Annotated in this window: 2 tRNA genes; both read left to right on the top strand. The window is 59.6% G+C overall.

Annotated features, from left to right (window positions below):
• Position 1: 1 nt before the first annotated feature.
• Positions 2-77, top strand: a tRNA-Ala gene (locus E4487_RS24390).
• Between the two features lie 48 nt (positions 78-125).
• A tRNA-Glu gene (locus E4487_RS24385) sits at positions 126-201 on the top strand.
• The last annotated feature ends 2 nt before the right edge of the window (positions 202-203 follow it).

Here is a 203-nt window from a genome sequence, read left to right as displayed (position 1 = left end):
CGGGGCTATAGCTCAGCTGGGAGAGCGCTTGCATGGCATGCAAGAGGTCAACGGTTCGATCCCGTTTAGCTCCACCAAACACACGCAAGGCCAGCCAGGTGCTGGCCTTGTCGTTCGAAGGTTTTGTCCCCTTCGTCTAGTGGCCTAGGACACCGCCCTTTCACGGCGGTAACAGGGGTTCGAGTCCCCTAGGGGACGCCATT

The sequence above is a fragment of the Pseudomonas sp. BMW13 genome (genome assembly GCF_013357275.1).
In the GTDB taxonomy this organism is placed as follows: domain Bacteria; phylum Pseudomonadota; class Gammaproteobacteria; order Pseudomonadales; family Pseudomonadaceae; genus Aquipseudomonas; species Aquipseudomonas khazarica.
The sequence above is the reverse complement of the archived record's forward strand: the minus strand, read 5'-3'. Positions and strand labels throughout refer to the sequence as shown.